Genomic DNA, 25,689 nt, shown 5'->3' on the forward strand with positions numbered 1-25,689 from the left:
ACCTCGTCCTCGGCTACGTCGTACTCCGCCGCTCGCTCGAAGAGGTCGGCCCAGGTCATACCCGAAGATGGCGGCGCGACCACAAGACGCTTACCGGTCTGCGGTCCCGGCCGCGCCCAACCTCGACGCGCCGAGCCACAGCACGACTCCGACGACGAACGCGACGCCGACGTTCGTCGCCACTCCGACGAGGCCCACGAGAACGGTCAGCGCGAGCGACTCCGTCCCAAGTGCGCTCCGAGCCAACTGCGCCGCGACGAGCACCAGGAGGACGCCCAGAAGCGCCATCGGGAACGCGAGTACGACGCCCGCGAACAGCGCGGCGACGACGTAGAGGGCGCCGAGGACGACGTTCGCGCCGCCGGTCCGCGCGCCGAAAGCGTACTTGCCGGCGAGGCCGCCGCTACCGTGACACATCGGCAACCCGCCGAAGGGGACGGAGAGAAGCGTCATCACGCCCATGCTCGTCGAGAGGTCGTCGGCCGACACGTCCGCGTCGAAGAGGTCCGAGCAGAGAAGCGACGTGGCGACGGCGGCGTTGCCGACGGTCATCGCCAACTGCGCCGTCGCACCCTCCACGGCGCCGAGGGTGAGCGCGGGACCGCCAGCGGGGAAGACGCCGAGAGCCGGTAGCTGCGGCGTCGGCACGCCGGCCGTCGCGGCCGCCATCGCCCCGCCGACGCCGAGCACGACGAGCGTCGCCGCCCGCGGCCGCCCCGCGAGGACGACGCCGAGCGTGAGCGCAACCGCCAGCGCCGCGAGCGCGAGATTGCCGAGGCCGAGTTCGACGCCGGTCTGCGCCAAGAGGAGCGCGACGGCGAGTTGGACGCCGCGAACCACCGGCTCTCCGACGTAGCGTTCGACCGACGAGATGGCGTTCGTCCGACCCGCCAGGAGGAGTACCGCGCCCGCGACGAGGCCGGCGGCGACGAGTTCGCCGTAGCTCAGCGCCCCGGCGATGGCGAGCGCCGCGAGCGCTTTCATCGGTTCGACCGACAGCGGGAGGCCGTAGGCGACGCCCCAGACGACCTGGAACAGGCCGAAGGCGACGAGGACGTGCGAGAGCGACATCGGCGTCAGCGCGCCGAGCGCGACGACTATCGGGAGGACCGTAACCGAACCACCCAACGCGCCGGTCACCTCCCCGGTGTCGAACCGAATCGTCCTGCTCTCTCGAACGTCCGCGAGTGCCATTACCGGGCGCTGTACGGCGGGAATCATGAGTGTTCTCAGTAATCGTATCTCTCCACCCGAGCGACCGGACGAAACCGCGAGCGGTTACGGCGAGTGAGTAACACTTAACCACCCGCTCTCCATCGATGAATCCATGAAGATACAACGTCGACGGTTCGTTCAGGCCGCGGGCGTGGGGGCGATTCTCGGGCTGAGCGGCTGTTCGAGTCAGAATCCCTCCGAGAACGACACCGACAACGGTTCGACGGGCAACCAGAGCGACAGCGGCGGTCAGGGCGACGGCGACGGCGGTAACCGACGAGAACTCACGCTGGCGACGACGACGAGCACGTACGACACGGGTCTGCTCGACGAACTGAACCCGATGTTCGAAGAGCGGTTCGACGCGACCATCAACACCATCCCGCAGGGAACCGGCGCGGCCATCGAGACGGGCGCGGCCGGCGACGCAGACGTGATTCTCGTCCACGCGCGCGGGGCCGAAGACGAGTTCCTCCAGCAGGGTCACGGCGTCAACCGCCGCGACGTGATGTTCAACGACTTCGTCGTCGTCGGCCCCGAGAGCGACCCGGCGGGTATCGACGGGATGGACAACGCGACGGAGGCGTTCTCGACCATCGCCGAGACCGGGTCGACGTTCGTCTCCCGCGGCGACGACTCGGGGACGAACAAGAAGGAGTTGCTCGTCTGGGAGGAGGCGGGCGTCGACCCCGGCGGGCAGTGGTACCGCGCCATCGGTCAGGGGATGGGCGACACGCTCAACCAGGCGAGTCAGTCGGGCGCGTACACCATCGCCGACCGGGGGACGTACCTCTCGATGCAGGACGAAATCGACCTCGTCGTCCACGTGCAGGGGCCGCTGCAGGGCGGTCCGGTCATCCTGCAGAACCCCTACGGCGTCATCCCGGTCAACCCCGCCCAGCACGACAACGTCGAGTACGACCTGGCGATGGCGTACGTCGGCTTCCTCACGAGCCCCGAGGGGCAGGGCACCATCGACAGTTACACCGCCAACGGCTCGCAGCTGTTCTTCCCGAACGCGCTCTCGGAGGAGCCGAACTTCGAACAGTACGTCCCGCAGGGGTACAGCGCCGAGGAGAGTCAGTCGCTCTCGCGGCGCGACAAACAGTATCTCTACTGGGTCGAACACCACGTCCCGGCGGATTATTAGTCGGGTGCTACCTCAGACAGAACCGTGATTCCGGCCTTCGGCGATCTGAACCTGAACTACCTCGTCAGCGTCACCATCGTGTCGCTGTACGTGAGCACCGTCGCCGTCGGCATCAGCACGCTCGTCAGCCTCCCAGTCTCCGTCGGCGTCGCGTTCGGCGACTTCCCCGGAAAACGCCTCCTCACGACAATCATCAGCACCGGGATGGGCTTTCCGAGCGTCGTCGTCGGTCTCGTGGTCCTCCTGACGCTCTCGAACGCCGGCCCCCTCGGCGACCTCCAGTTGCTCTTTACGCCGCAGGCGATGATCATCTCACAGACGATTCTGGCGACACCCGTCGTCCTCAGCGTCTCCATCTCCGCCGTCGAGAGCGTCGGCGGCGACCTGCGCGACGCCGCCTTCGCCGCGGGCGGTACGAACACCGACGTGGGGCTACTCGTCCTCCGCGAGGCGCGCTACGGCATCGTCACCGCCGTCCTCGCGGGCTACGGCCGCGCCATCAGCGAAGTCGGTTCCGTGCTCATCGTCGGCGGCAACATCGTCTACCCGCCCGAGCAGACCTCCTTCACCCGGACGCTGACCACGGCCGTCACCGTCGAGGCCCGACGCGGGAACTACGAGACGGGGCTCGCGCTCGGCGCGGTGCTCCTCGTCCTCGTCCTCGTCGTCAACGCACTCGGCGGTCGCATCCGCGACGGAGGGCGGGCATGAGCGCGACGAAAGAAGCGACTGACCGCCTTCGCCTCGTCGCCGACGGCGTCTCTCACGGCTTCGACGGGAAGCCGGTCCTCGAAGACGTCTCGCTCACCGTTGAACCCGGCGAAGTGCTCGCCATCGTCGGCCCCTCCGGGACCGGAAAGACGACGCTGCTGCGACTCCTGGCGCTGTTCTCGCGGCCGAACGAGGGCCGAATCGCGCTCGACGACGCCCTCGGCGGAACCCACGGTGCGACCGACGGCGGCTCCGTCGCCACCGTTCGAGCGGACGGGCAGGCCGACGCATCGATGTCCGGGCAGGCCGACGCGTCGATGTCCGGGCAGGCCGACGCATCGATGTCCGGGCAGGCCGACGCATCGACGGACGGGCACGCCGACTCCGACGCCCGCGACGCGTGGTCGCTGTCGGACGAAGAGCGTCTCGGACTCCGGCGACGCATCGGCCTGGTCGCGCAGGACCGGTCGCTGTTCTCGGCGTCGGTCGGCTACAACGCCGCCTACGGCCTCGAAGTCAGGCGGTCGCGGTCGGCCCGGCTCCGCGCCTCGCTCGCGCGGACGGTCGGCGTCTGGTCGCCGCCGGACGCCGCGCTCGACGCGCTCGACACCGTCGGCATGGCAGACATGGTCGACAAACACGCGGAGTCGCTCTCGTCCGGCGAAGCCCAGCGCGTCGGCGTCGCGCGGGCGGTCGCGGTCGACCCCGACGTGCTCCTGCTCGACGAACCGACCTCGAATCTCGACCCGCGGAACACCGCCGTCATCGAGGACGCCGTGCGCGAGGCCAAAGCGCGCGGTATCGGCGTCGCGCTCGCCACGCACGACATGGCGCAGGCGCGCCGCGTCGCCGACAAAACGGCGGTCGTTCTCGACGGGACGTGCATCGAACACGGGCCCACCGAGCGCGTGTTCGAGTCGCCGCGCGACGACCGCGCCCGCCAGTTCGTCGCGGGCGAACTCGTCTACTGAGACCGAGGCGCTCGGGAGTGGTGGACTCATTACGGGGGCCCGCGAACGGGCGGTATGGACGGCGCGTTCGAGGCCTACCTCGCATCCGACGGCGTCACCTTCGGCGACGACGACGCCGACCTGCTCCGCGCGGTCGACGACTCCGGCTCCGTCAGCGCCGCTGCCGCCGCGCTCGGACGTTCCCGCGCCCGCGCGCTCTCTCGACTCGAAACGCTCGAAGGCGCCTTCGGCCCGCTCGTCGAGCGTCGACGCGGCGGGGCCGACGGCGGCGGGAGCGAACTCACCGACGGGGCCGGAGCGCTGCTCCACCGATTCGCGCGCCTCCGCGCGGCGCTCTCGGGGACGACGGGCGCGCGCGAAGCCGTGCTCTACGGCCGAGTCGCCGGCGTCGACGGCGAACTCGGCGTCGTCGACACCGACGCGGGACCGGTTCGCGCGCTCGTCGTCGGCGCCGACGGCCACGTGGCCGACGGGGTCGACCCACAGACGCCCGTGCAAGTGAGCGTCCGCGCCGACGCCGTGACGCTGCACGCGCCCGACGACGCGCCCCCGTCGGCGGCGACGAGCGCCCGCAACCGCTTCGAGGGCGTCGTCTCCGACCTCGACTCCGGCACCGCCGTCGCCACCGTCGCGGTCGATATCGGCGCGGACGTGCCGCTGTTCGCGCTCGTGACCGCAGAGAGCGTCGAACGGCTCGGATTGGGTGACGGTGTGCCCGTCGTCGCGTCGTTCAAGGCGACGGCGACGCGAGCGACGGTAGTCGACGACGAACGGTAGCGACTCCGTGGACTCGTCTTACAGTTCCGCGACGAGCGCTTCGAGCTCTTCCCGCGCCTCGTCGTCCACCGGTTGGTGCGGCGCACGGGCGTAGCCGGCGGGCGCGCCGCGGGCACGCATCGCCGCTTTCAGTCCGGGGACGCCGTGGACTGACGTCACCGCGCGGTTCAGTTCGACGAGACCGGCGTTCAACTCGCGGGCGCCCTCGGCGTCGCCCTCGCGGTGGCGTTCGTATATCTCGGCGCACGCTTCCGGGGCGACGTTCGCGAGGCCCAAGATGCCGCCGTCGGCCCCCGCGTCGAGCGCGTGCGCGGCGACGCTGCCGGCACCGACGAAGAACTCGAACTCGTCGCCGGCGAGTCGTCGGGTGCGGCCGAACGCTTCGAGGTTCCCGCTGGAGTCTTTCATCCCGGCGACGTTCGGGTGACCGGCGAGTCGACCCGCGGCGTCGGACGGGAGCGTGACGCCCGTGTACGCCGGGACGCTGTAGAGGTACACCGGAATCTCGGCGTCGTCGGCCACCTCGCGGTAGTGCGCTTCCAGCGCCGCCTCGTCGTGCGGGAAGTAAAACGGCGTGACGACGAGCGCGCCGTCGGCGCCCGCGTCGGCGGCCAACCGCGTCTGCCGCTTCGTCTCGCGCAGGCCGGGGTGGCCGGTTCCGGCGAGCACCGGCACGGAGGCCTCCTCGACGACGAGTTCGACGACCCGGGCGCGCTCTTCGACGCTCATCAGTTCGGCTTCGCTGTTCGACCCGCAGGGGACCAGAAAGTCGACGCCTCGGGCTTCGACCCAGGCGACGAGCGCTCTGAGCGCCTCCTCGTCGAGGTCGCCGTCTTCGTCGAACGGGGTCGCAAGCGGTGGTCCGATTCCTTCCATGGCGCCCGGTCACGCGCGGCGAAATTGTAGCTTTGGGTCGGGGTCGCACGGTCCGCTTTCTCCGTCGTCGCGGGCGGAAACGTGTCACACGTCTGAATGGCCGAATTCGGCGTCGTACAGCAGTCACACGTCCGTCTGACGCGGATTTAAGTCCGTCCACAGGCTCCGTTCATTCGGGCGCGTAGACGGCATCTGTTCCCATCCTCCCACCCGTTCGCGCCCGGATGCACGCCGAACCCCACCCGACTGCATCCGAGTTCGCTCCGGGCCGGCCGTCCCCCGCGACCGACCCCGGACCGACCACGTTTTCACGTACTCCGACTCGATTCCACTGCCGACTCGACTCCACTGCCGACTCGACTCCACTGCCGACTCGATTCAGGCGCTCTCGACCGCTGCGTCTCCGAGTAGTTGTCTGCGGACGTCTTCGAGTGACTCCTGCTCGACGATGAGCGCGACTCTGTCCCCGACTTCGACGGTCGTCTGCGGCAACGGAATCGTCATCGCCTCCCGGTCGTCGCCGTGAGCGTAGATGCGGGCGGTCGACGGCAGCGCTATCTCGCTGACTCGCTTGCCGACGACCGGCGAGCCGTCGGGGATGGTGACCGCCGACAGCTGGAGATTCTCGGTGAGCTCGCCGATGGCGTTGAAGTTCCCGCCCAAGAGAGCGGTTTTCGCGCCCGCCGCGCCGAGTCGCTCGGGGTAGATTATCTCGTCGACGTCCTCGGCGTACTCTTTGTATATCTCCTCGCGGTAGTCGGCGTCGATGCGGAGGACGGTCCGACAGCCGTACTCTTTGGCGATCATGCAGACCGCGTAGTTCGTGTTCAGGTCGCCCGTGATGCCGCCGACGGCGACGGCGTCGTCCAGTCCGGCGCGCTCCAAGACGGCCTCGTTGCTCCCGTCGCCCTCGATGACCTCGAACCCGGCCTCTCGGGCGCGTTCGACTTTGTCCCTGTCGTTCTCGACCAGAACGACTTCGTGGCCCTCTTCCGCGAGGATTCGCGCGGTTCGAGAGCCGACCCGACCGTACCCGACGATAACGAATCGCATGCCTCTGTATACCGCGCTCCGCCTCAAAAAGCTACGTCCCGTCCGCGACTCGTCGTCGCTCGTGTCTCGTCGTCGCTTCCGTCTTGTCGTTGCTCCCGTCTCGTCGTCGCTTCCGTCTCGCTGCCGCTCCCGTCTCGCTACCGCTCCCGTCTCGTCGCCGTTTCGTCTCGCCCTTGTCGCTCGTCGGTTCACCGTCCGCGCCGCTGTTCGAGTCGTCCGACGAGCGAGTCGACCGTCGCCGAGAGTCTGTGCGTACCGAACAGCGCGACGAGCGCCGCGCCGACGGCGTCGAAGACGAGGTCGGTCAGCGTGTCTTCGAGGCTGTACTGGACGAGAACCGCCTGGAGACCCAGCAGGTCGGTGACTCCGCGTACGCTGAACTCCAACACCTCCCAGAACACGCCGAAGGCGAGTGTCACGACGAGAACGAACACGGAGAGAAACGGCGGCGGGAAGTACACCACTCGCGTGTGCTCGTCGATGGCACGTACCGTCGCGTAGCCGACCCCGGCGACGACCGACGCCGACAGCGTGTGCGTGAGGCTGTCCCACCACGGTATCGCGGTGTAGAGACCGAGCATCCCGAGCGAGTGCAGCGAGACGGCGAGCGTCACCCAGAGCGTCACGCCCGCGCCGAGGCTGATGTCGGTGTCGCGTTCGAGCAGCGCCGGCAGAAACGTCACCGCGAGCGCCATCGCCGCGTTGACGACGACGCTGAGGTTGCGTCGGGCGACGCCGACGACCAGCGCCCCCGCGATGACGAGTTGGAGACCGCGGCTGAGTCGTCGTTGTCGACGCACCGACAGTGGGAACAACGCCATCGTACCGTGTTCTCGCTCCCCGGCTTAAACGGTGTTCCGTCGGCCGACGAGCGCGGTTTCCGGCGGAGACGCGGTCGTTCGCCCCCGCCGTATCGTGCGCCGCGTTCCCACGGTTCCCGACACGGTTTTTGTCTCGTACACCTTACTCGGGGGCGATGATGGCCACCACGCACGCCCTGATAGGGGTGGTGCTCGCGCTCGTCGTCGCTCCCGACGGCGGTCTCCTCCCGGTCGCAGCCGCCGGTCTCGGCGGACTGTTCCCCGACTTCGACCTCTACGTCGACCACCGAAAGACGCTCCACTTCCCGGTGTACTTCTCGCTCGCGGCGTTCGTCGCCGCCGTCGGCGCCGCGCTCGTCGCGTCGCCGGTCGCGCTCGCCGTCGCGCTGTTTCTGGCGGCGGCGGCGATCCACTCCGTGATGGACATCTTCGGCGGCGGCCTCGAACTCAAACCGTGGGAGGCCACCTCCGACCGCGCGGTGTACGACCACTTCAACGGGCGGTGGCTCGCGCCCAGGCGCTGGATTCGATACGACGGCGCACCCGAAGACTTCCTCCTGGGGGCCGTCTTCGGTATCCCGGCGCTCCTGGTGCTCTCGGGCACCGCGCAGACGGTCGTCGCCCTCGCGCTCGCCGTCTCGGCGGCGTACTCCCTGCTGCGGAAGGCGCTCGTCGAGGTGGCAGAGCGCCTCGTCGGCACAGCACCGCCGGAACTGCTCGTGTACGTCCCCGAACGCTTCGTCGAGGACTTCCGGTAGACGGTCGTCGATTACCCGATTTCGCGCTCGCAGAACGTGAACCGCCAGCGTTCGCCGTCCGAGAGCCGCCGTCCGCCGACCGTCCACTCGTCCACCGACTCGTCGGTGAGCGGCCGCGCGACGAGGTAGTTCGGACTCGTCACCCGCGAGAGCGGCCCCTCGTCGTTCCGGGCGAAGCCGTACTTGCCGAGCAGTCGCTCGGGGAGCGCTTCGCCGAACACCGACAGCAGGTCGGCGTCCTCGTTGTCGGCGACGACGCGCGCGAGCAGCGCGTCTACCGCGTCGACCCACGCCTCGCCGCCGGTGAGCGGAGCGACGTCCGTGACGTGGACGACGGCCGAATCGAGACCCAGCTGCGTGCCGACGACGAACGCGGCGACGGGACTGCCTCTCCGCTCGGCGAGGAGCGTCTCGTACTCGAACCGCGGGTTCGCGTACCGCCAGGCGTAGAACTCGGCGTCTCTGTCCGCGTGTACGTGCGAGAGCGGCGACGCGGCGACGAGGCCCGCCAACTCCTCGGCGGGGACGCCCGTCTCGCGGCGAACGCTCACGTCGGCGTCCGCGGGGGTGCCGGTCCGGAGCGAGAGATATCCCCGAGTCGCCGCCGTCGCGAGTTTGCCGAGCGTCTTCCCCGCTCGCTCCCCGCCGAGCGACGCCAGTGCGGTCGGGTTCTGCACGCGGTAGTACACCGGGAACTCGCGCGTGACGCCGCGGTGCAGCGACAGTCGCTCGCCCAGTTTGTCGAGCGCGCCGAGCACCGCCTCGTTGGGAAAGCCGATGGAGACCTGCGGCTCGCGGGTCGCGTAGTGGTCGTAGACGTGGGTCACCATCTTCGAGAACAGACCCCGCCGGCGGTGGTCGGGGTCGACCATCGGGTCGACCTGCACCACCGCGAGGACGCGCTCGTCGCCGGCGCGGAGCGGAATCGGGACGCTCGGGCGCGCGCCGACGATTTCGCCGTCGCTCTCGGTTTCGGCGACGGCGACGGGGGTCTCGTCGAGGTACGGGTTCTCGACGTAGCGCCAGTCGAACCAGTTCGGGTCGGTGCGGTCGAACACTGTCTCGTAGAGCGACAGTACCGCCTCTCGGTCCGTCGGTTCGTACTGCCGTACGCGGTAGCTCTCGCGCTCGTCGTCCTCGTCGTCCATCTCGTATCGCCCTTACGTCGACTGCTGACATAGTTGCACGGTGCGACTACCCTTTCTGTCCGAGAGTAGAGGCCCGCTACTGGCATAAATGTCAACTTTAACCCACTCCTTAGTTAGCGGACGCTCGCGGAATCCGTGTCGTAATCTCGTAACGGACATCGTTCTTTTACCCGACTTCGGCGAAACGAGGGTGTGATGCACCCTGGCGCGTTCTCCCCCGCTGCACGGTCCGGTAACGCGGCGCGCGTGTACGACGAAACCGCCGCCGAGCGCGGCGACGCACTCGCCCTCGAAACCGGGAACACGCGGTACAGCCACGCCGAACTCAGCGACCGGTCGGCGCGGCTCGCCGGGGCGCTACACGAACGCGGCCTCGACCCCGACGACCGGCTCGGTATCTTCCTCTCGAACCGTCCCGAACTCGTGCTCACGGCACTGGCCGCACTGAAGGCTGGACTGCCGTTCTCTCCGGCAAATCCGCAGTTCACGGCGTACGAACTCGCCTCGCAGTTGGACGACAGCGACGCCGAGGCGCTCGTCACCGAACCGTCGCTGCTCCCGAAGGTCGAAGACGCGCTCGACCGCCTCGACGCCGACCCGCTGGTGATTCTCGTCGGCGACGAGCAGCCGCCCGACGCCGGCGGAACCGGCGTCGACACCGTCGCCTTCTCGGCGCTCGACGCCGAGCCCACGATGGTCCACCGCGATGACGACGACGTGGCGATGCAACCGTACACCAGCGGGACCACCGGGGAGCCGAAGGGCGTACTGCTGACGCACCGAAACCTGCGCGCACAGTCGTTCATCGCCTTCGAGCGCTCGGCGCTCCGCGCCGACGAGGAGCGGTTCCTCTCGGTGTTGCCGCTGGCGCACATCGCGGGGTTCGTCAACCGGACGTGGCAACCGCTGATTCGCGGGGCGACCGTCTACCTGCGGGACCCGAGCGAGTGGGACCCCGAGGCGGCGATGGAAACCATCGAGCGCGAGCGGATCACGAAGTTCGGCGCGGTGACCGCGATGTACGTCGACCTCGTCAACCACGAGCGGTTCGGCGAGTACGACCTCTCCAGCCTCGAAGAGGTGATGGAGGGCGGCGACCGGATGCCGTCGGCGGTCCAGGAGCGCTTCGAGGCGACGGCGGGCGTCGAACTGTTCGAGGCGTACGGGCTGACCGAAACCGGCGGCGGGACCCACGTCGGTTTCGGGTCGACGTTCGGTCCGCGACTCGGCAGTATCGGTCAACCGCTTCGGGCGACCGACTGCAGGGTCGTCGACGACGAGGGCCGGGAGGTACCGCCGGGTGAGACGGGCGAACTGCTCGTCCGCGGCCCGCACGTGTTCGAAGGCTACTACGACCGGCCCGAGGAGACGGAGGCGGCGTTCACCGAGCACGGCTACTTCCGCACCGGCGACGTGGCCCGCCGCGATGCGGACAACTACTACGAGATCGTCGACCGGAAATCGGACGTCATCGTCACCGCGGGCTACACCGTCTACCCGCGCGAGGTGGAGAACGCGCTGTACGAACACCCGGACGTCGTCGCCGCCGCCGTCGTTGGCGTCTCGGACGAGCGCCGCACCGAGACGGTGAAAGCCTACGTCGTTCGCAGGCAGGGCTCGGCCGTCGACGCCGAAACGCTTCGGGAGTTCTGTCTCGAACGCGTTGCGCCGTACAAGCACCCGCGGACCGTCGAGTTCGTCGAGGAACTTCCCCGGACACACAACAGCAAAGTTCGGCGCGTAGAGCTGCGGGAGGGGACGTAGTTTGAGAGGCTCTCAAACTCACGCGTCACTCATCGCTGTCGTCCGTCTCGCGAGTTCGTGAGAAAAGCCTAGGCCGGGATTTGAACCCGGGCTCTCGTCCTTACCAAGGACGCGCTTTACCGCTAAGCTACCCAGGCGCTTGCTGCGCATTCAGTCGTTTGCCCGATTCGTCTTTAGGCGTTTCGATTCGGCTCAGCTATCGGTAGGCGATGCCACGGGGTCGTCTTCCCCGCTGCCGGTCGCCAACCGCTTGGCGGCCGTCTCGGACAGGGTAGAGGGAACGGGTGGAAACGCCGTTCCGTGTTCGGCGGCGAGTTCGTCGGCGTACGTCGAGAGCGACTCCGGCACCGACTGTCCGACCGCCGTCGCGCCGGCGAGCACCGCGAGGTCGAGTACGTCGGCCTCCAGTCGACGGTCGAATGTTTCGGTCTCGCGGTCGGACTCGCCGTCGTCGACGCTCGAAGCCGGTCGACGACCGAGCGTCTGGTCGCGTCCGAACGCGCGGACGGTGTCGACGGCGCGCGTCGCCGCCTCCGTCCGCGCGAGTACGAAGAAGCCGCGAGCGACGAGTACGTCGGCGGCGAGAACGAGCATATCCGCCTCGATACCCGCGATAAGGTCGCCAGCGCCGTTCTGTCGCGCCGAGACTCCGTCGGCCCACGGTTCCTCTCGGGCGAGGTCGCGAGTGAGACGGAGGCCCTCGTAGATCAGTTGGACACCGGCGGCGCGTTCGGCGAGCGCGTCGGCGTTCACGTCGGGGTCGAGCGCCCGCGCGCTCCCCAGTGCGAGCGCTCCCGGCAGCATCGAGGCGTCCGCCAGGCGCGCATCTAGCGCGTCTAACAGTTTCGGAGGGTCGATATCCGAGAGCGCTTCGCGCGCGGCATCGCGGGTCCGCACGGCGTCGTCCATCAGTGGACGGTAGCGACGGGAAAGGCAAAGACCTTTGGAAACTCCCCCGCAGAACCGGTATGGTTCGCTTCACCGACCGCGAGCGCCTCCGCGTGGTCACCCTCGACCGACCCGAGCGGCGCAACGCGCTCCGCCCCGAGGACCTGGACGCGCTGGAGGCCGCGGTCACCGGTGCCGACGCCGCCGACGTTCCGGTCGTCTACCTCCACGGCGAGGGACCGGCCTTCTGCGCCGGAGCAGATTTGGACGTGGTCGCCTCGCTCTCGGACCCCGAAGCGTTCGCCCGCCACGGTCAGCGCGTCGCAAACGCCATCGAAACCGCGGACTGTGTCGTCGTCGCCGGTATCGACGGTGCGGTCCGCGGCGGAGGTGTCGAACTCGCGTTGGCCTGCGACCTCCGCGTGGCGACGCCGGAGGCGACGTTCGCCGAACCCGGCGTCCGCTTCGGGCTGTTCGGCGCGTGGGGCGGGACGGTCCGTCTCCCGCGGGTGATGCGCGAGGGCGACGCGCTCGACTTCGCACTCTCGGGGCGCGCTATCGACGCCGAGGAAGCACTGCGGACGGGGTTAGTCTCTCGAATCGAGGAGGAACCGCTGGCGGTCGCCGAACGCCTCGCGGCCAACGAACCGGACGCACTGGCAGCGGTGAAAGCGCGGATGCGAGACCGGCGGGGGAGAGACGCACAGGAGGCCGCAGAGGCGGAGGCGTTCGGCGACCTCGTGCGGGCGCACGCCGCCGACATCGCGGCGGACAGAGGGTGAGATTACAACTCCAGCGCGTCGGGCGCGGGCGGCATCGACCGCTTGTGAGCGCTCTGAGCGACCAACTGTTCGACGCGCGCTATCTGTGATTCGGTCACGTCGAGGTGCCGCGCCGTCGCCGCCGTCGACAGCGGGCCGTCGACGTGCAGCGCGAGAATCGCGTCGAGCGCGTCGTAGCTGATGCCCATCTCCTCTTCGTCAGTTTGTTCGAGCCACATCTCGGCGGAGGGCGTCTTCGTCACGAGGTCCTCGGGGACGCCGACGTGGGCGGCGAGCTGGCGAACCTGCTGTTTGTATAGGTTGCCGATGGGGTTGCAGTCGACGGCCTGGTCGCCGTACTTGGTGAAGTAACCGGTCATCGCCTCGCTGCGGTTGCCCGTCCCCAGGACGATTCGGTTCTTGTGGTTGGCGACGAAGTAGCCCAGCACGCCCCGAGTGCGCACGTAGACGTTCCCGGCGGCCATCCGGTCCTCGGCCGCCTCGGGGAAGGCGGCGAAGAACTGCTCGGCGATGGGCTGAATCTCGATTACGTCGTAGGAGATTTCGAGCATCTGCGCGACGCGCTCGGCGTCGCTCATGTTCTCCTCGGTGTTGACCGAACTCGGCATCACGAGGCCGTGGAGCCCCTCCTCGCCGAGCGCCTCCACGGCGAGGTAGGCGGTCAGCGTGCTGTCGATGCCCCCCGAGAGACCGAGCACCGCGCCCTCTGCGCCGGCGTCGTCGACGACGCTCCGGATGAACGAGACGACGTGTTCGCGCGTCGCTTCGAGTTCCTCGTCGGAGAGGCGGAGGTCCAGCGGTGCAGTGTCGTCGAGAATCGGCGTGTCGCTACTCATCGGGTAGTCGTAGACGCGTCGGTGACTAATAGGCATCTCTTCTCGGGATTTGCTGGACGCACGTCCAGTTCCGCGAAACGCTATCTTGAAGTGTTCCCGTCCGGTACTTTCGGCCGCACTCGACGCAGTGAGCGCCGATGATTCACTGAACGCAGTCCGTCGAGGTACGGTGCGAACGCAGTGAGCGCCGATGGTCCAATGGTAGGACAGTGGCTTCCCAAGCCACCGGTCCGGGTTCGATTCCCGGTCGGCGCACTCCCTTCGGTCGTTTGCCGACCGACGTTCACCTCGCTTCGCTCGGTGAACTCCCAGTCACTCCGTGTACGGCTTCTCGATGTCGGGATCGGCAGTGATGAGCGCGCTGATCCGCCGAGTTATCGCGTCGAACACCGTGATGATGGGCGAGAGCGCCCGCTCGACGAGCCGGATGGGTGACGCGACGCGTAGCGACCAGTTTTCCGCGTTGCCGAGCCCGTAGGCTTTCGGGACGATTTCGCCGAATATCAGGACGAGACAGCTCGTGAGAAGCGTCGTCGCCGCGATAGCCACTCCGGGCGGGAGATAGCTGGCGATGAGAACGGTCACGATACTCGAAATCGCGATGTTCACGACGTTGTTGCCGACCAGCAGCGTCACCAGCAGCCGATGCGGGTCGTCGCGCAACGTCCGAAGCAGTTGCGCGCGGCGGTCTCCCGTCGTCGACTGCTGCTCTACCCACTCCGTCGACAGCGAGAAGATGGCCGTCTCCGAACTCGAAAAGAACGCGCTGCACACGAGCAAGACGCCCGTCGCTACGACTCCGAGAACTGCTACGGTCGAACTCTCCATAGCCCGCTCTTCTAGTCGTGCGTGAAAGAGCCTATCGCCGTCCTCCGTTCGGAGGGTCGACGCGGCCGAGTCCGTGGTGACCTGCACGTGGATCGACGCCGAGGCCGGTCACCGAACGACGAACCCGCGGTCACCGAACGACGTACCCGTCGTCTTTCATCGCCCCGACGACCAACTCGTCGAACGCCGTCGCCATCTCCGGGGCGAGTCGCTCCACCGCGGGGTCCTGGTCGTGGAACTCGACCGTCCGTTCGCCGGCGTCGACGAACCCGTATCGTCGCCCGTACTTCTCGCCGTTGTTGCCGTAGGCGAGGACGGTCACGTAGGGGTCGCGCCCGTCGTATCTCCCGATTTCGTGAACCACCACCGTTGCGAACTCGGTGAGGTTGGTCGCGTAGTTGCCGACGACCAACCCGCGTTCGAGCGTCTCGCGGTCCCACTCGCGGCGCTCGCCGGTTTTGATACTGCGGCCGACGACTCGCTCGGGCGTTATCTCCTCGACCTCCCACTCGTCGATGCGCGCGGAGGCGACGTCGCGGTCGGCGTTCTTGATTCGGTCGCCGACGCGGACGCCGAGATACACCGCCCGTCCGGGTCGCCACTCGACGCGAATCTCGTCGGGGTCGAGGTAGACGCGCGCCTCCTTTCCGGCGATGGTCCGCCGTTCGATTCTCGTATGACTGTCGATGTCTCTCAGCGCCATGGTGTCTCGGAGGCGCGCTGAGGATTTAACCCGCGCGCCGGACCGGTTTCGAGAGTGCCGGGTCCGCGCTGTCGACGTTTCGGCCCGCCGCGCTATCCGAACCACGGCGCACCGGCCGCCTCTCGGCCGCCTCCGTCGACAATCGCTCGAAGCTCCGCCGTCGCCGGCTCGTCGTACCAGAAGCGTCGCCGCCACCACGGACCCTTTCCGGAGTCGTTCGACAGTTCGGTGACGAGGCGGTTCGCCGTCGCCCCCGCCTCGCGCGAACTCAACGGGACGACGCGCTCGAACAGTCTCGACTTCTCGTCGCCTTCGACGAGCACCTTCGCGTCGAACGGGTCGCGCTTGACGTGGGCGTTCTCGGCGAATCGCTCCCGTTCGGTCGACGAGAGCGCCTCGTACTGCTCGCCGGTCACCGCCCGACGAACGCGGAACTCGCCGATGAGGTAGGTCCCCCAGTCGTCGTCGACGACGCGGTCCGAGGTGGGTGCGCCGCCGTGGAGACTCAGCGTCGCGTAGAAGAACAGCGAGTCGCCCGGCGACAGCTCCGAGAGCGGTCCGGCTTTGACGCCGTGCTCGTCGCCGTAGGTGTGCCGCGTCGCGCCGTGAACGCCCGCGAACGCCGGGTCGAGATGGACCGACGTATCGAGCACCGACTCCGGGAGGTCGAAGCCGAACGAGAGGTCGCCGTAGGTCGGCACTCGCTCGCTCGTCCCCGCTCGCTCCGGAATCGGGACGTACTCGAACCGACCGTCCGGATACACCGGTCCGCGGAAGCCGGGGAGGTTCGTGTTCGCGGCGACGTTGATGGCGATACTCCGAGTCACGCCGTCGCTACGGGAGCGCCCGGTAAAGAGTCGTCCGGTCGCTCACCCAAGCCGCTGGGCGCAGTTGCGGCAGAACGTGAACGTCGTGTCCGCTTCGTTCTCGACGCCGCAGTGCGGACAGATGCGCTCTGTCGCCGACTTCCGGAACGCCTCCGTCGTCGCCGCCGACATCGCCGGACTCAGGCTCGCGGCCGCGGTTCGATCGTGGGCCATCTCGCGCTCTGCGGATTCGTCGCCGCTCCCGCCGCGCCGCGCGATTGCGCTGTCGGCCTCGGCGAACGCGCCGCCCTCGCCCCCGAGATATCGGTAGACGAGCAGTTGGAGCACGACCAACCCGAGCACGTACACGAGTATCCATCCCCACAGTGCACGCATACTGTGCTATTTGTCATCATGGGACTTGTGTCTTCGGTTTACTTATAAACGAACGTCGCCGACGGCGCGCCGACAGCCGGCCGTAGTGGAGTCGAGAATAGCGGACGAGGGTCGCCGAGACGCGACGAAAGCGGCTGTCGAGCGAGACGAGTCCGTTCGACCGAATCGGCGGTCGTTACTCCGCTTCGGGGAAAAAGCGGACGACCCTGTCGTCGCCGTCGCGCGGCTCGCCCCGCCCGTCGCGGTTGCTCGTCACGGCGTAGAGGTGGCCGTCCGGACCGGTGAACACCGTCCGGAGCCGACCGAACTCGCCCTCGTACAGGGGTTCGTCTTCGACGACCTCCGTACCGTCGATGCGGAGGCGGCGGAGGTGTTCGCCGGCGAGCGTTCCGAAGAAGAAGTCGCCCTGCCACTCGCGGTACGGACCGTCGTAGAACGTCGCGCTCGCGGGGGCGATGGTCGGGGTGTACTCGGTGATAGCGCCGGTGTACTCGTCGGTGCTCTCGGTGCCGCCGACCTCCGGCCAGCCGTAGTTGTTGCCCGCTTCGAGCACGTTCACCTCGTCGTTCTCGGCGGGGCCGTGTTCCGTCGAGAAGATGGTCCCCTGCCGGAAGGCGAGTCCCTGCGGGTTGCGGTGACCGTAGGTGAACACCTCGTTGTCGAAGGGGTTGTCCGGATGCGGCTCCCCGTCGAACGTCAACCGGAGCACCTTCCCGTTGAGCGAGTCGGTGTCCTGCGCGCGGTCGCGGTCGTTCGCGTCGCCGACGGTGGCCAGGAGGCTGTCCTCGTAGACGGCGAGGCGACCGCCGTCGTGGATGACGTCGCCGGGGATGTCGTCGACGATGGGCTCCCACTCCCAGCCGTTTTCGAGGTCGTGGCGGACGATACGGTTCGTGAACTCGTACTCGCCGCCGGAGTACGTGTGGTACGTGTACGCCGCCGGTTCGTTCGGGTGAAACACCAGCCCCAGGAGGCCGCCCTCGCCGTCCTGGACGACGTCGTCGACGGTGAGCAGTTCCTCGGGGTTGCCCTCCCCGTCGGGGATTCGGACGATTCGCCCGAGGCGCTCGGTGAGGTAGAGGTCGCCGTCGCGCCACGCCGCTCCCCACGGAATCTCCAGCCCCGTGACCACCGTCTCGTGCTGGATGGTCTGCGGCGGCGGGGAGGTGGTCTCGGCGTCGTCCGTCGACGGCTCGGCGGAGTCGTTTCCGGGCGGGTCGGAAGTGGTCGGGTCGTCGAGGCAACCGCCGAGGGCGACGACGCCGGCGAGGCCGAGATAGGTCCGTCGGTTCATAGCCGAATATCTGCTTTCGCTAACCAAAAACTATCGCAAGAAAATCACGTTTCGACGTTCAAACCTCTCCGAACGTCGAGGGCCGAACGCTCGGCTCAGTTCGACGACTCGAAGTCGCGTCCGAACTCGTCGAACACGTCGACACCCTCGGGGAGGTCGTACGGAATCTCGCGCTCGGCCTGTCGGTTCTCGCCGCCGGCCTCCAGCGGTTCGGCTTCGTCCTCCCACCCCGGCTTGATTTTCACGCTCTTCGCGGGCGTGCCGACGGCGACGTGGTGGGCGGGAACGTCACCCTGTACGACCGACCGCGCCCCGACGACGCTGTTCTCGCCGACTCTGCAGCCGGCGCGGACCATCGCGTCGTAGGTGACGCGCGCGTCGTCCTCGACGACGGTGTGGAAGTTCTTCACCGCGGTCTGGTCGACGATGTCGTGGTCGTGGCTGTAGAGGTGGACGCCGTCGGAGATGGAGACGCGATTCCCGATAGTGAGTTTGCCCCGGTCGTCGAGGTGGACGTCGTCGTGGACGACGGTGTTGTCGCCGACGCGGATGTTGTGGCCGTACGTCATCGTGATGCCCTTGAACAGGCGGAGGTTCTCGCCGGCCTCCTCGAACAGGTGGTCGGCGAGCATCTGTCGGAACCGGAGGGCGAACTCCACGTTGTCGGCCATCGGCGTCGCGTCGAACTGCCGCCAGAGCCACTGGAGATGCTTCGAGCGCTTGAACTTCTCCTCGTCCTTCTCGGCGTAGTACTCGGACTCCAACGTCGAGTTACACGGGTCGTACCCCTGCAGGCGGACGCGCTCGGCGTTCGATACGTCTTCGCCCGCCTGCCAGCGCTCGTACGCCTCGCGGTCGCCGTAGAGGTCGATAAGTACGTCTTGGACCACGTCACAGGTGTCCTCCTCGCCGGAGAGTCGTTCGTCAACCTCGTCGATGAAGGCTCGAACTCCTTCCTCGGCCGCGAGGGGGAGCGAGATGTGACGTTTTGTCATCGGACCAATTTGGCTATCATCGCTCAAATCGGTTCGGGTGTGTGCGCGCCGGGTCAGACCACGCGAAACCGGGAGATACACTCTTGTCGAAGCGGATTCTCATCGAAGTCATGCGCAGACGGCGATTCTCGCGGGGCGTCGTTTCGGTCGCGGTCGGCACGGTTCTCGCCGGGTGCACTGACAGTACCGCGACAGATAAGCCGACCGCCGTCGCACACGAGCGGGCACCGCCTTCGGAGAAGTCGAGAAAGGTACTGCTGCAGAACGACGATACCAGTCGCCGTTCTCTCTCGCTCTCCGTCGCGTACGCCGGCGAAACCGTACTACACACCACCTACGAGTTAGAGCCCGCCGAGATGCGCGACGACAACAAAATTCCCGGAACGGACGAGACGACTCCCTTCGTCGACGCGACGGGAACGTACCGAATCGACGCCGAAACGAGCTCTCGCTCGAAACGGTGGAAGTGGTTCGTCTCGAACAAATCGAGAAACGGACAGCTACGTATCACCGAGGACGGCGAACTGACGTTCTCCGAAGTTCCGCAGCTGTAACCTCGCGTCGAGCGCTATCGGGAGAGATTAGAGCCTGCATCCGACAGGCTACAGCATGCAAGACGACTCCGAGCGGCGTTCCCCGGCCGAGGACCGCCGCACCCCGGCGTGGACCCGCGACCACGCCGCCGGCATCGAGCGCTCCGAGGACACCGTCGCGCCCATCATCTACCCGCCGGAGGCTCCCGTCGATCCGGACCTCCACATCTGGGACACCTGGTTCCTCCGCGAGCGCGACAACTCCATCGCCGAAATCGACGGCTACCGCGTCATCTTCGCGCTCACCTCCTCCTCGGAACTGCTGCCCGGCAAGCGCCACGACGTGGCGACCATCCGCTACTTCTACTCGCGCGACGGCGAGAACTGGGAAACCGGCGGCCCCGTCTTCGACGTCGACGAGAGAGGACCGCTCGGGTCGCGGCAGTGGGCCGGGAGCGCGCTGTACGACCGAGGCGAAGACGACGAAGGAACCGTCTACGCCTACTACACCGCCTCTGGCCGCCGCGGCGAGGAGGAACTCACCTACACGCAGCGGCTCGCCGTCGGCCACGGCGGCACGATAGAGGCGGACGAAAACGGCCTCCGCATCGAGGGGCCGTGGACCCACGAAGTCCTGCTGGAACCGGACGGCGAGTACTACGAGACCGAGAGCCAGTCGCGCGGAATGATCTATACCTTCCGCGACCCGTGGTTCTTCGAGGACGACGGCACGACTTATCTCCTCTTCGAGGCCAACACGCCGGTTCCCGAGGGCTCCGACACCTGCGGCGGTAACGCCGCCCAGCAGGAGTTCAACGGCAGCGTCGGCGTCGCCGAGTCGCCGACGGGCGACCCCGCCGACTTCGAACTCCGGCCCCCCTTACTCGACGCCGTCTGCGTGAATCAGGAACTCGAACGCCCGCACGTCGTCCGCCGCGACGGGCGCTACTACCTCTTCATCTCCAGTCACGACCACACGTTCGCGCCCGGCCTCGACGGCTACGACGCGCTGTACGGCTTCGTCGCCGACTCGCTGCGCGGCGAGTACGAACCGCTCAACGGCTCCGGGCTCGTGCTGACGAACCCCGCGAACGCGCCGTTTCAGGCGTACTCCTGGCTCGCCTACGACCACGGCGATGAGTTGCTCGTCACCTCGTTCTTCAACTACTTCGAGTTCGACCGGCCGAGTCTCGACGAGGTCGCGGTGCTCCCCGAGGCCGAACAACTGCGTCGCTTCGGCGGGACGCTCGCGCCGACAGTCCGGCTGAAACTCGACGGTAATCGGACGAGGGTGGTGGGCACGCTCGGCCACGGACACCTCCCGCTGCCGGACGAGAAGCTCCCGGAGCCGTGGTGGGAACGCGGCGAGGAACTGCCGAACGAGAGCGAGTACGGGCGGCGGACGTAAGCTGTCAGAGCCGCCGACTCAGGACCGTCGTCGCTTCCCGGCTGGGAACGTCGCTTCGAGTTCCCACACCCTCGCCGACCGGAGCGTCGCGCCGCCGCCGACCGCCGCCAGCGACACGCCCTCCGCGTCGTCGCGCGTCGGATAGACGCGGCTCGTGAGGCACCGGCGCTCGTTCGCGAACAGTTCCAGAACCGAGCCGTCGACGAACGCGCGAAGCGAGAGCGAGTCCCCCTCGACGGGCATCCGTTGTTCGCCTTTCGCCGCCGGACCGTGGCTCGACGCCGAGCGGTCGACAACGACCGACTCGCCGTCGTATCTGATCACCGTTCGCTCCGAGAGCGCGGGCGACTCGAACACGCCGAGTTCGAACGTCGCACCCTCTTCGAGCGCGACGTCGAACGCCAGTTCGTAGCTGTTGCCCGTCACCCCGAGCGCCCGGCGCTCGCCCGCCGACAGCGACACGTCGCCGGAGAGCGCGCTCCGCTCGCGGAGGCTCGCCAGTTCGGCGGCCGGTCGCTGGACGATGTCGCCTCCGGACACGTCGAGTTCCCGCGGCAGCGACATCGCGCCTGACCAGCCGGCGCGCCACTGCGCGTCGAGGTCACGGGCTTCGGGGAGCCACCCCCACGTCAGCACGCGGCCGTCGGGCGCGCGAAGCGACTGCGGGGCGTAGTAGTCGCCGTAGTCGAGCACGCCCTCGTTCGTCGGGGCGAAGTCGGGCGCGTCCAAATCCGCCTCGCCGACGAAGTAGATGGTCCGGTCGTAGTTCGAAACCTGCAGAAGCTCTCCCTCCTCGAACGTCAGCAGCTCCGGGCACTCCCAGACGGTTCCGGGGTCGGGCTCCTCGCGGCCGAACAGCGGGCCGACGTACTCCCACTCGTCGAGGCTCTCGCCGCGGTAGAGCAGCACGACGCCGCCGCCGGACTGCGAGCCCGCGCCGATGAGGTGGTACCAGACGCCGTCCTGTCGCCAGACGCAGTGGTCGCGGAACTCGGCGTCCCAGTCGTTCGTCGCCAGCACGGGCGGGTCCGTCGGCGCAGCCTCGATGACGGGGTTCTCGGCGTGCTTGGTCCACGTCCGGAGCTCGTCGTCGGCTGCGGTCGCCAGACAGGGCAGTTGGACGCGACCGCGGCCTCCGGTGTACAGGAGCCTCGGCGTTCCGTCGGTGTCGACGACGGTGCACCCCGACCAACAGCCGTCGCGGTCGGGGCCGTCCGGCGACGGCGAGAGCGCCACCGGTTCGTCGCGCCAGTCGACGAGGTCCTCGCTCGTCGCGTGCCCCCAGTGAATCGACCCGTGGAACGGCCCCGCGGGGTTGTACTGGTAGAACAGGTGATACCGCCCGTCGTGGTAGACGAGCCCGTTCGGGTCGTTCAGCCAGTTCGCGGGTGCGGCGAGATGGTATCCGGGTCGGTGGTGGTCGTCGGAAAGCGCCGCCCGGACCGTCTCGAACCCCTCGGTATCGTCGGGTCGTTCGGTGAACGTCGGCCACCGGTCGGAAGAGAGCGACGCCAGTAAGTTCCGTGCGAACCGGTCGCGTTCGCGCGTCTCGCCGCTCTCGCAGTCGAACTGGAGATGCTCGCCGACACCGGCGACCGCCCCCGCGCCGACGCGCCACGACAACAGCGACTTGTGACCAACCAACAGGTCGTCGCCGCGCAGTGAACTCCCGAGAACCTGCCCCCGTTCGGGGACGAGTGTCTCGTATCGCGCGAACTGTCGGCCGTCGTCGGGCGACGCCAGGTGGAACCGGTCGTCGAACGACTCGAACACCGGGTGGTCGGCGTAAAGCGCCTTCCGCGCGAATCCGGCGGGTTCGTGAACGTCTTCGACGCCGACGGCGTCCGGGCGGACGCTGTCGATGCCGAGGGGTTCGACCGCGGAGAGGGCGCGAAGCGAGAGAAGTACTCCGCCGCCGTCTTCGAGAAACGAGTGGATGCGTGGAGCGCTCTCGCGGACCACCGCCGGCCCGTCGTCGAGAGGCGCGTCGCGGTGCCACCAGACCGCGTCGTAGGCGCCGAGGTCGACGGCCCCCTCGGCGACGGCGGCGAACGAGACGATATCGGCGGTCGTCGCCGCCTCCGCGCACCACTCGTACGCCGCCCGCTGCTCCGGCGAACGGTCGGTTACGTACACACACGCGACGCGTGCTGGGAGCGTGTCCATCCTCTACGACTGACGTCGCTGGGCGATTAAGCGTTGCCGACTCCCGTTGGCGACCGGACGCGCTCCCGACCTGACTGTACGAGGGTTCAACAGACGGTAAGGCGAACGCCTCGGGGACGTACTCGCCGCCGGATAGTCGAGCACTCTCCCCTGGCGGGTGCCGGAAGCTCAATCGGCGGCCTGTTCGGCCTTGCGGGTCTCTTCTACTCGCAGCGGGTCGGCCGTCGAGGTCGCGGTGACCAGTCGCAGGACCTGTCCCGCGTTCGTGAGGAGTTTGTTCTCCGCCTTCCGGAGGTGTTCTTCGTACGTCGAGCGAGCGACGGCCGTCTTGCCGGCCAGTTCCCGGAGGGAGGTCTTCCGCGGTTGCTCGTAGTACCCGCTTTCCAGCGCTAACTGGAGTGCCGCTAACTGTCGGTCGGTGAGGTTCTCGAACAGCTGATTCGCCGGGGCTAACATGCTGTGAGGTATCTGCGTCTCCGAAATCGAGGTTTTCGAGAGCAACTCGATTTCTCTATCGGCTCGCAGGTCACCAAGTAGGTCCCGAATGTCTTCGCTGTCGAACGCGACCACTGTGTAGTGCTCCCATCCCTGGCGGTAGATCGTCGGCGACTGGTACAGGCAGTTGTGCTCCTCGAAGCGGTCGATGATGGACTCCTCGAGCGAACAGAGACAGGACTGCGTGACGACGTGATACCCGCTGTCGTCCTCCGACTCGTGCAGGACGGTCCCGATCTGGCCGATCTCCTCGAGTAACTCGTCGGTCGGCGTCGTCTCCGAGGAGATTTCGAGCACCTGGCAGTCACTCAGCGGCCACTCGCGTATGGTCAGGTCCGGGTGCCGTTCCGAGATCTTCCGGTACGGACACTCGTGTTCGACCCGAATCGAGGCCTCGTACAGACTCATGCGAACGATTTCGGTCTGGTAATGATTAAGGGTGCCGGCCATGTCCGGCAGCGCCTATATGCAAATACGAATCTTATCCGGGAACACCGATGCGAGAGCCACCGGCGGAAGAACTCGACGAACAGCTACGAGACGGCGACGGTAAGCCGCTCGTCCTCGACATCCGTCACGAAGACAACGAGGAGTCGCGCGTTCCGGACAGTCTCGGCGTCGGCGTTTGCGACGAGCGAACACCGTCCGAGAACTCGCGTCGAACGCCCGGAGCATCCCGAGAGCGCGTCGAGCGGACGAACGTCGGGCGGGAATCAGCCCCGTCGACGAGTCGGCCGAACCGGGTCCCAACAACTGCGCGACTGAGTGATTCATGAGTACGGAAACCGAACTCAAACAGGGCATCCGCGAGCACCTCGGGCAGTTCTCGCTACACGTCCTACTGGTGTTTGCGACGGGCCTGACCATCGGGTCCGAGCGCGCCGTCGTGCCTGTGCTAGGTCGTGACGTGCTCGGCGTCGAGTCGCTGCTCGTCATCGGCTCGTTCGTCGTCTCGTTCGGGTTCGTCAAGGCGCTGCTCAACCTCTACGCCGGCAAGTGGGGCGGCGAATACGGCCGCAAGCCGGTGCTCGTCCTCGGGTGGGCGACTGCACTACCGCTTCCGGTCATCCTGATCTTCGCGCCGAGTTGGGGCTGGATCACCGTCGGAAACATCCTCCTCGGCATCAACCAAGCGTTGACGTGGAGTATGGCGATCAACGCCAAGATAGACATCGCAGGTCCCGAGCAGCGAGGGCTGGCCGTCGGTATCGACGAGGCGTTCGGTTACAGCGGCGTCGCCGCCGGTGCCTGGGTCACGGGGGTCATCGCCGCCCGGACGAGTCTCCGACCCGAGCCGTTCTACTTCCTCGCTGTCGTGGTCGTGTTGGCGTTCCTCATCTCGATCTTCCTTATCAAGGAGACGGTCCAGCTCGCGGCGGTGGAAGTCGACGACGACGACCACCACGACGCGAATCTCCCGTTCATCGAGGTCCTGAAGCGGGCGACCTACGGAGACAGAACGCTGTTCGCCGCGGCACAGGCGGGTCACATCGAGAAGTTCGTCGACACGCTGTTCTGGCTCGCCGTCCCACTGTATCTCACCGGTCGGGGGCTCGGAATCGCGGCTGTCGGGCTCGTTATCGGAATCCACAGTGCGATGTACTTCTTTCAGATCGCAACCGGTGGCCTCGCGGATCGGATTGGTCGCCGCCCGCCCGTCGTCGTCGGCATGTTCCTCGCCGGCGCGGGTATCCTGGGAATGGTACTCGTCGAAGGGTATCTCCCGTGGGCCGTTCTCTCGGGCGTTTCCGGGCTCGGAATGGCGCTACTCTACCCGAATCTGATGACCGTTCCGGGCGATGCGGCTCATCCGACGTGGCGTGCGACGGGGATGGGCGTCTACCGGATGTGGCGTGACGCTGGCTACGGAGTCGGTGCGATCCTGATCGGACTCTCGATGGAGTTCGTGAACGTCGAAGCCGCGTTCTACACGACGGCGCTCCTGATGTTCGTCTCCGGCGCAATCGTCTACGTCTGGATGGAAGAGACCCATCCCGACTTCGGGACTCACGAGCCACCCGCTCCGGCTACTGAACCGCCAACTCGTGTCGTGTCTGAGGACTAGTGTTGTGGCCCGGGCCCTTTCTGGACTCGTTCGTCCTCAGTCTGTTTTGTCACGTCGGGAAATCCCGGCTGTCGAGAACCGATGCGGAAAACCCGTCCAACCGAGTCGCCGAAAAGAGCTGTTTGTAGAACCGCGGACCGGCCTTCGAGAGATTTCGTATCTCAGTATGTGGTTTACTCCTGGGTGCCCGCCGACGACGGCGACGGTCGCCCTCGACCGCGAAACGTCGACGGCACGTCGGTTCTGCCGG

The 25,689-nt window shown here is 67.5% G+C and carries 26 protein-coding genes and 2 tRNA genes; 12 read left to right on the forward strand and 16 right to left on the reverse strand.

The annotated features are described in order from the left end of the window. Positions 1–90 precede the first annotated feature (90 nt). Positions 91–1,194, reverse strand: a complete 1,104-nt coding sequence (locus DV709_RS10155) for a putative sulfate/molybdate transporter (RefSeq protein WP_117594339.1) — start codon at positions 1,192–1,194, stop codon at positions 91–93. A gap of 133 nt (positions 1,195–1,327) precedes the next feature. Here DV709_RS10155 and DV709_RS10160 point away from each other — a divergent pair, with 133 nt between their 5' ends. From DV709_RS10160 to DV709_RS10175, 4 genes are read left to right on the forward strand one after another with little or no spacing between them, the layout of a single operon-like run. Further along, positions 1,328–2,365 (forward strand): substrate-binding domain-containing protein, encoded by a 1,038-nt coding sequence (locus DV709_RS10160; protein ID WP_117594340.1) that lies wholly within the window; start codon positions 1,328–1,330, stop codon positions 2,363–2,365. 27 nt (positions 2,366–2,392) lie between these two features. Continuing rightward, complete coding sequence (locus DV709_RS10165) at positions 2,393–3,076, forward strand: ABC transporter permease (RefSeq protein WP_117595278.1); 684 nt, start codon at positions 2,393–2,395, stop codon at positions 3,074–3,076. After that, positions 3,073–4,047 (forward strand): ATP-binding cassette domain-containing protein, encoded by a 975-nt coding sequence (locus DV709_RS10170; protein ID WP_117594341.1) that lies wholly within the window; start codon positions 3,073–3,075, stop codon positions 4,045–4,047. Before DV709_RS10165 ends, DV709_RS10170 begins: the two co-directional genes overlap by 4 nt. Before the next feature lie 54 nt (positions 4,048–4,101). After that, positions 4,102–4,824: a TOBE domain-containing protein gene (locus tag DV709_RS10175; protein WP_117594342.1), complete on the forward strand. Its 723-nt coding sequence runs from the start codon at positions 4,102–4,104 to the stop codon at positions 4,822–4,824. A gap of 18 nt (positions 4,825–4,842) precedes the next feature. On the opposite strand, the gene DV709_RS10180 is transcribed toward DV709_RS10175, so the two are convergent. From DV709_RS10180 to DV709_RS10190, 3 genes are all read right to left on the reverse strand, one after another. Continuing rightward, complete coding sequence (locus DV709_RS10180) at positions 4,843–5,700, reverse strand: dihydrodipicolinate synthase family protein (protein WP_117594343.1); 858 nt, start codon at positions 5,698–5,700, stop codon at positions 4,843–4,845. Positions 5,701–6,078: 378 nt separating this feature from the next. Beyond that, the gene (locus DV709_RS10185) at positions 6,079–6,753 is read right to left on the reverse strand and encodes a potassium channel family protein (RefSeq protein WP_117594344.1); all 675 of its coding nucleotides are present in this window, start codon (positions 6,751–6,753) and stop codon (positions 6,079–6,081) included. A 188-nt stretch (positions 6,754–6,941) separates the two neighbouring features. After that, the gene (locus tag DV709_RS10190) at positions 6,942–7,574 is read right to left on the reverse strand and encodes a hypothetical protein (protein ID WP_117594345.1); all 633 of its coding nucleotides are present in this window, start codon (positions 7,572–7,574) and stop codon (positions 6,942–6,944) included. Between the two features lie 155 nt (positions 7,575–7,729). Here DV709_RS10190 and DV709_RS10195 point away from each other — a divergent pair, with 155 nt between their 5' ends. Next, the gene (locus tag DV709_RS10195; protein ID WP_198665697.1) at positions 7,730–8,332 is read left to right on the forward strand and encodes a metal-dependent hydrolase; all 603 of its coding nucleotides are present in this window, start codon (positions 7,730–7,732) and stop codon (positions 8,330–8,332) included. An 11-nt stretch (positions 8,333–8,343) separates the two neighbouring features. Here the strand turns inward: DV709_RS10195 and DV709_RS10200 are convergent, their stop codons facing one another. Next, on the reverse strand, positions 8,344–9,480 hold the full coding sequence (locus DV709_RS10200) for a GNAT family N-acetyltransferase (RefSeq protein ID WP_117594346.1): 1,137 nt from the start codon (positions 9,478–9,480) through the stop codon (positions 8,344–8,346). A gap of 195 nt (positions 9,481–9,675) precedes the next feature. Between DV709_RS10200 and DV709_RS10205 the strand changes: the two genes are divergently transcribed. Then, a complete protein-coding gene (locus tag DV709_RS10205; RefSeq protein ID WP_117594347.1) occupies positions 9,676–11,244 on the forward strand; it encodes a class I adenylate-forming enzyme family protein in 1,569 nt (522 codons plus the stop codon). Between the two features lie 65 nt (positions 11,245–11,309). Here the strand turns inward: DV709_RS10205 and DV709_RS10210 are convergent. Then, positions 11,310–11,381 (reverse strand) — tRNA-Thr (locus DV709_RS10210). 55 nt (positions 11,382–11,436) lie between these two features. After that, on the reverse strand, positions 11,437–12,153 hold the full coding sequence (locus DV709_RS10215; protein WP_117594348.1) for a DUF7114 family protein: 717 nt from the start codon (positions 12,151–12,153) through the stop codon (positions 11,437–11,439). A 59-nt stretch (positions 12,154–12,212) separates the two neighbouring features. On the opposite strand from DV709_RS10215, the gene DV709_RS10220 reads away from it, so the two are divergent. Further along, positions 12,213–12,914, forward strand: coding sequence for an enoyl-CoA hydratase/isomerase family protein (locus tag DV709_RS10220; protein ID WP_117595280.1), 702 nt, complete (start codon positions 12,213–12,215; stop codon positions 12,912–12,914). Between the two features lie 2 nt (positions 12,915–12,916). Here the strand turns inward: DV709_RS10220 and DV709_RS10225 are convergent, their stop codons facing one another. Continuing rightward, complete coding sequence (locus DV709_RS10225) at positions 12,917–13,750, reverse strand: NAD+ synthase (RefSeq protein ID WP_117594349.1); 834 nt, start codon at positions 13,748–13,750, stop codon at positions 12,917–12,919. A 184-nt stretch (positions 13,751–13,934) separates the two neighbouring features. Between DV709_RS10225 and DV709_RS10230 the strand changes: the two genes are divergently transcribed. Next, a tRNA-Gly gene (locus DV709_RS10230) sits at positions 13,935–14,005 on the forward strand. Positions 14,006–14,062: 57 nt separating this feature from the next. Here DV709_RS10230 and DV709_RS10235 read toward each other — a convergent pair. The 6 genes from DV709_RS10235 to DV709_RS10260 all read right to left on the reverse strand — a co-directional run bounded on the left by DV709_RS10235 (position 14,063) and on the right by DV709_RS10260 (position 18,772). Continuing rightward, the gene (locus tag DV709_RS10235; RefSeq protein WP_117594350.1) at positions 14,063–14,578 is read right to left on the reverse strand and encodes a CNNM domain-containing protein; all 516 of its coding nucleotides are present in this window, start codon (positions 14,576–14,578) and stop codon (positions 14,063–14,065) included. 130 nt (positions 14,579–14,708) lie between these two features. After that, positions 14,709–15,281, reverse strand: a complete 573-nt coding sequence (locus tag DV709_RS10240; protein WP_117594351.1) for a hypothetical protein — start codon at positions 15,279–15,281, stop codon at positions 14,709–14,711. 92 nt (positions 15,282–15,373) lie between these two features. After that, a complete protein-coding gene (locus tag DV709_RS10245; protein WP_117594352.1) occupies positions 15,374–16,108 on the reverse strand; it encodes an Nmad3 family putative nucleotide modification protein in 735 nt (244 codons plus the stop codon). Positions 16,109–16,150: 42 nt separating this feature from the next. Beyond that, positions 16,151–16,483 carry a DUF7577 domain-containing protein gene (locus DV709_RS10250; protein WP_117594353.1) on the reverse strand — a complete coding sequence of 111 codons (333 nt, stop codon included), beginning with the start codon at positions 16,481–16,483 and terminating at the stop codon, positions 16,151–16,153. Positions 16,484–16,658: 175 nt separating this feature from the next. Then, positions 16,659–17,777 (reverse strand): PQQ-dependent sugar dehydrogenase, encoded by a 1,119-nt coding sequence (locus tag DV709_RS10255; RefSeq protein WP_117594354.1) that lies wholly within the window; start codon positions 17,775–17,777, stop codon positions 16,659–16,661. Between the two features lie 95 nt (positions 17,778–17,872). After that, positions 17,873–18,772, reverse strand: a complete 900-nt coding sequence (locus DV709_RS10260; protein ID WP_117594355.1) for an acyltransferase — start codon at positions 18,770–18,772, stop codon at positions 17,873–17,875. Between the two features lie 110 nt (positions 18,773–18,882). Between DV709_RS10260 and DV709_RS10265 the strand changes: the two genes are divergently transcribed. Both DV709_RS10265 and DV709_RS10270 read left to right on the forward strand, forming a co-directional pair. Further along, complete coding sequence (locus tag DV709_RS10265) at positions 18,883–19,326, forward strand: hypothetical protein (protein ID WP_157972707.1); 444 nt, start codon at positions 18,883–18,885, stop codon at positions 19,324–19,326. Positions 19,327–19,381: 55 nt separating this feature from the next. Further along, positions 19,382–20,713 (forward strand): glycoside hydrolase family 68 protein, encoded by a 1,332-nt coding sequence (locus DV709_RS10270; RefSeq protein ID WP_117594357.1) that lies wholly within the window; start codon positions 19,382–19,384, stop codon positions 20,711–20,713. A gap of 18 nt (positions 20,714–20,731) precedes the next feature. Here the strand turns inward: DV709_RS10270 and DV709_RS10275 are convergent, their stop codons facing one another. Both DV709_RS10275 and DV709_RS10280 read right to left on the reverse strand, forming a co-directional pair. Then, the gene (locus DV709_RS10275; RefSeq protein ID WP_117594358.1) at positions 20,732–22,879 is read right to left on the reverse strand and encodes a GH32 C-terminal domain-containing protein; all 2,148 of its coding nucleotides are present in this window, start codon (positions 22,877–22,879) and stop codon (positions 20,732–20,734) included. Between the two features lie 168 nt (positions 22,880–23,047). Beyond that, positions 23,048–23,782 carry a helix-turn-helix domain-containing protein gene (locus tag DV709_RS10280; protein ID WP_117594359.1) on the reverse strand — a complete coding sequence of 245 codons (735 nt, stop codon included), beginning with the start codon at positions 23,780–23,782 and terminating at the stop codon, positions 23,048–23,050. Positions 23,783–23,871: 89 nt separating this feature from the next. On the opposite strand from DV709_RS10280, the gene DV709_RS10285 reads away from it, so the two are divergent. Together DV709_RS10285 and DV709_RS10290 are read left to right on the forward strand one after the other, a co-directional pair. Continuing rightward, complete coding sequence (locus DV709_RS10285) at positions 23,872–24,150, forward strand: hypothetical protein (RefSeq protein WP_117594360.1); 279 nt, start codon at positions 23,872–23,874, stop codon at positions 24,148–24,150. Further along, complete coding sequence (locus tag DV709_RS10290; protein WP_117594361.1) at positions 24,147–25,439, forward strand: MFS transporter; 1,293 nt, start codon at positions 24,147–24,149, stop codon at positions 25,437–25,439. The genes DV709_RS10285 and DV709_RS10290 overlap by 4 nt, the downstream gene beginning before the upstream one ends. Positions 25,440–25,689: the final 250 nt, after the last annotated feature.

This window comes from Haloprofundus halophilus, assembly GCF_003439925.1.
Taxonomy (GTDB): domain Archaea; phylum Halobacteriota; class Halobacteria; order Halobacteriales; family Haloferacaceae; genus Haloprofundus; species Haloprofundus halophilus.

Excerpts from the sequence above, each read along its gene's own strand:
- DV709_RS10175 (WP_117594342.1), top strand. The coding sequence starts at position 4,102 with ATGGACGGCGCGTTCGAGGCCTACCTCGCATCCGACGGCGTCACCTTC.
- DV709_RS10250 (WP_117594353.1), bottom strand. The coding sequence starts at position 16,483 with ATGCGTGCACTGTGGGGATGGATACTCGTGTACGTGCTCGGGTTGGTC.
- DV709_RS10220 (WP_117595280.1), top strand. The coding sequence starts at position 12,213 with ATGGTTCGCTTCACCGACCGCGAGCGCCTCCGCGTGGTCACCCTCGAC.
- DV709_RS10180 (WP_117594343.1), bottom strand. The coding sequence starts at position 5,700 with ATGGAAGGAATCGGACCACCGCTTGCGACCCCGTTCGACGAAGACGGC.
- DV709_RS10255 (WP_117594354.1), bottom strand. The coding sequence starts at position 17,777 with ATGAACCGACGGACCTATCTCGGCCTCGCCGGCGTCGTCGCCCTCGGC.
- DV709_RS10265 (WP_157972707.1), top strand. The coding sequence starts at position 18,883 with ATGCGCAGACGGCGATTCTCGCGGGGCGTCGTTTCGGTCGCGGTCGGC.
- DV709_RS10290 (WP_117594361.1), top strand. The coding sequence starts at position 24,147 with ATGAGTACGGAAACCGAACTCAAACAGGGCATCCGCGAGCACCTCGGG.
- DV709_RS10260 (WP_117594355.1), bottom strand. The coding sequence starts at position 18,772 with ATGACAAAACGTCACATCTCGCTCCCCCTCGCGGCCGAGGAAGGAGTT.
- DV709_RS10190 (WP_117594345.1), bottom strand. The coding sequence starts at position 7,574 with ATGGCGTTGTTCCCACTGTCGGTGCGTCGACAACGACGACTCAGCCGC.
- DV709_RS10270 (WP_117594357.1), top strand. The coding sequence starts at position 19,382 with ATGCAAGACGACTCCGAGCGGCGTTCCCCGGCCGAGGACCGCCGCACC.
- DV709_RS10205 (WP_117594347.1), top strand. The coding sequence starts at position 9,676 with ATGCACCCTGGCGCGTTCTCCCCCGCTGCACGGTCCGGTAACGCGGCG.
- DV709_RS10195 (WP_198665697.1), top strand. The coding sequence starts at position 7,730 with ATGATGGCCACCACGCACGCCCTGATAGGGGTGGTGCTCGCGCTCGTC.
- DV709_RS10155 (WP_117594339.1), bottom strand. The coding sequence starts at position 1,194 with ATGGCACTCGCGGACGTTCGAGAGAGCAGGACGATTCGGTTCGACACC.
- DV709_RS10285 (WP_117594360.1), top strand. The coding sequence starts at position 23,872 with ATGCGAGAGCCACCGGCGGAAGAACTCGACGAACAGCTACGAGACGGC.
- DV709_RS10235 (WP_117594350.1), bottom strand. The coding sequence starts at position 14,578 with ATGGAGAGTTCGACCGTAGCAGTTCTCGGAGTCGTAGCGACGGGCGTC.
- DV709_RS10240 (WP_117594351.1), bottom strand. The coding sequence starts at position 15,281 with ATGGCGCTGAGAGACATCGACAGTCATACGAGAATCGAACGGCGGACC.
- DV709_RS10160 (WP_117594340.1), top strand. The coding sequence starts at position 1,328 with ATGAAGATACAACGTCGACGGTTCGTTCAGGCCGCGGGCGTGGGGGCG.
- DV709_RS10225 (WP_117594349.1), bottom strand. The coding sequence starts at position 13,750 with ATGAGTAGCGACACGCCGATTCTCGACGACACTGCACCGCTGGACCTC.
- DV709_RS10280 (WP_117594359.1), bottom strand. The coding sequence starts at position 23,782 with ATGAGTCTGTACGAGGCCTCGATTCGGGTCGAACACGAGTGTCCGTAC.
- DV709_RS10200 (WP_117594346.1), bottom strand. The coding sequence starts at position 9,480 with ATGGACGACGAGGACGACGAGCGCGAGAGCTACCGCGTACGGCAGTAC.
- DV709_RS10185 (WP_117594344.1), bottom strand. The coding sequence starts at position 6,753 with ATGCGATTCGTTATCGTCGGGTACGGTCGGGTCGGCTCTCGAACCGCG.
- DV709_RS10215 (WP_117594348.1), bottom strand. The coding sequence starts at position 12,153 with ATGGACGACGCCGTGCGGACCCGCGATGCCGCGCGCGAAGCGCTCTCG.
- DV709_RS10170 (WP_117594341.1), top strand. The coding sequence starts at position 3,073 with ATGAGCGCGACGAAAGAAGCGACTGACCGCCTTCGCCTCGTCGCCGAC.
- DV709_RS10275 (WP_117594358.1), bottom strand. The coding sequence starts at position 22,879 with ATGGACACGCTCCCAGCACGCGTCGCGTGTGTGTACGTAACCGACCGT.